The 2,190-nt window shown below is 72.2% G+C and carries 1 protein-coding gene and 2 pseudogenes; all 3 read right to left on the minus strand.

The genetic code is table 11. The features are described from left to right. Positions 1-209, minus strand: a pseudogene (locus J0670_RS36355) (hypothetical protein); the annotation flags it as partial. Between the two features lie 14 nt (positions 210-223). Beyond that, a complete protein-coding gene (mqnC, locus tag J0670_RS36360) occupies positions 224-1,444 on the minus strand; it encodes a cyclic dehypoxanthinyl futalosine synthase (protein WP_207817013.1) in 1,221 nt (406 codons plus the stop codon). A gap of 168 nt (positions 1,445-1,612) precedes the next feature. After that, positions 1,613-2,190, minus strand: a pseudogene (locus J0670_RS36365) (hypothetical protein); the annotation flags it as partial.

Raw genomic sequence — 2,190 nt, forward strand, 5'->3', positions numbered from 1 at the left:
TGCCCGCAAGGGTTCCGCAGCCCGGGAGTGAGCACCGCCGCACCCCAGTCCCGCACCCGTGCCGCCGGGTGCGCCGCCACCAGCTCCGCGTACGGCCCGACGGCCTCGACCCGCTCGCCGCGCACCACCACCGCCCCGTCGGCGAAGGACGGGGCGGTGGGCTCGGCCGGATCGGGCAGCACGAGGGCCGCCCGGTGCAGGGTCAACACGGTGGCACCCGGACTCAGTTGTCCAGGATCTTCAGCTCGGGGTGCGCCGTGCCGCCCTCGATCGCCGTGGAGGCGATGTGCGAGGCGACCCGCGGGTCGACCGGGTCGTTGGCCGGGTCGTCCAGCACCCTCAGGTGCTCGTACGTGGTCGAGCGCTGCGCCGGGACGCGGTCGGCGGCGCGGATGAGGTGGATCAGCTCGGTGAGGTTGGAGCGGTGCTTGGCACCGGCCGCCGAGACGACGTTCTCCTCCAGCATGACCGAGCCGAGGTCGTCCGCGCCGTAGTGCAGCGACAGCTGACCGGCCTCCTTGCCGGTGGTGAGCCAGGAGCCCTGGATGTGGGCGACGTTGTCGAGGAACAGGCGGGCGATCGCGATCATCCGCAGGTACTCGAAGACCGTGGCCTGGGTCGAGCCCTTCAGGTGGTTGTTCTGCGGCTGGTAGGTGTACGGGATGAAGGCCCGGAAGCCGCCGGTGCGGTCCTGCACGTCGCGGATCATCCGCAGGTGCTCGATCCGCTCGGCGTTGGTCTCGCCGGTGCCCATCAGCATGGTGGAGGTGGACTCGACGCCGAGGCCGTGCGCGGCCTCCATGATCTCCAGCCAGCGCTCGCCCGACTCCTTCAGCGGGGCGATCGCCTTGCGCGGGCGCTCCGGCAGCAGCTCGGCGCCGGCGCCGGCGAAGGAGTCCAGGCCCGCCTTGTGGATCCGGGTGATGGCCTCCTCGATGGAGACACCCGAGATCCGGGACATGTGCTCGACCTCGGAGGCGCCCAGCGAGTGGATCACCAGCTGCGGGAACTCGGCCTTGATCGCCGAGAACGCGCGCTCGTAGTACTCCACGCCGTAGTCGGGGTGGTGGCCGCCCTGGAACATGATCTGGGTGCCGCCCAGCTCGACCGTCTCGGCGCAGCGGCGCAGGATCTCGTCGAGCTCGCGCGACCAGCCCTTGTCGCTCTTCGGCGGCACGTAGAAGGCGCAGAACTTGCACGCCGTCACGCAGACGTTGGTGTAGTTGATGTTGCGCTCGATGATGTACGTCGCGATGTGCTCGGTACCGGCGTAGCGACGGCGGCGCACCGCGTCGGCGGCGGAGCCGAGAGCGTGCAGCGGCGCCGAGCGGTAGAGCTCCAGCGCCTCCTCCGGGGTGATCCGGCCGCCGGCGGCGGCCCGGTCGAGCACGGCCTGCAGGTCGGTGCTGGACGCATCGAGGGTGGTCGCTGCGAGCTCGGTCACCTGGCGGCCTTCTCTCTCTCAAGTGCTACTCGGGTACGGCCGAACCAGCCTACGCCAGGCCTTTCGGGCGCCCGCGTCAGCCCGCTGAGCTGCGCTTCCGGACCGCCTTCCCCTGCCTCCGGACCACCGCTCCCGGCGCCGCCGGACCACCGCTCCCGACGGCCCGCCTCAGCCCGCCGCCCCGGTCACCTTGCGCATCGTGCCGGCCGGGTTCCCGGCCGCCGGGTCGGCGGAGGTGAAGCGGATCGTCCCGTCGGCCTGCAGGGTGAGGGTCTCCGCGTCGGCACCGCCGGTGCAGACCCCGGGCATCGAGGAGCGGACCAGCCTGGACCGGAACACCAGCCTGGTGTCGGAGACGGACTTGAGCGTCCAGGCGCCCTCGCAGCTGATCGAGATCAGGCCGGAGACGGCGTTGCGGCTGGTGGTGGCCTCCTGGCCGATCGCCGCCGGGCGGACGGTGAGCGTCGTGGTGCCGCCGGGCAGGCCCTTGTCGGTGACCATCTCCCCGCTCCAGGTGCCGAGGAACGCGGCCGGCACCACGCTCGGCCCACCCGTCCCGGGCATCGAGGTCGAAGCCGAAGCGGGTGCCGAAACGGAGGCCGAAGCGGAGGCCGACCCGGGTGCCGACGGGGTGTCCGTACCGCCCGGCACGAAGGCCCCGGGCGAGGCGACGGCGTCGCTCGGATCGACGGACTGAACCGGCAGCGGCCCGACGGTCGGCACCGACACCACCGGATCGTCGCGGT

It is taken from the genome of Streptomyces sp. FH025 (assembly GCF_017427025.1).
In the GTDB taxonomy this organism is placed as follows: Bacteria; Actinomycetota; Actinomycetes; order Streptomycetales; family Streptomycetaceae; genus Kitasatospora.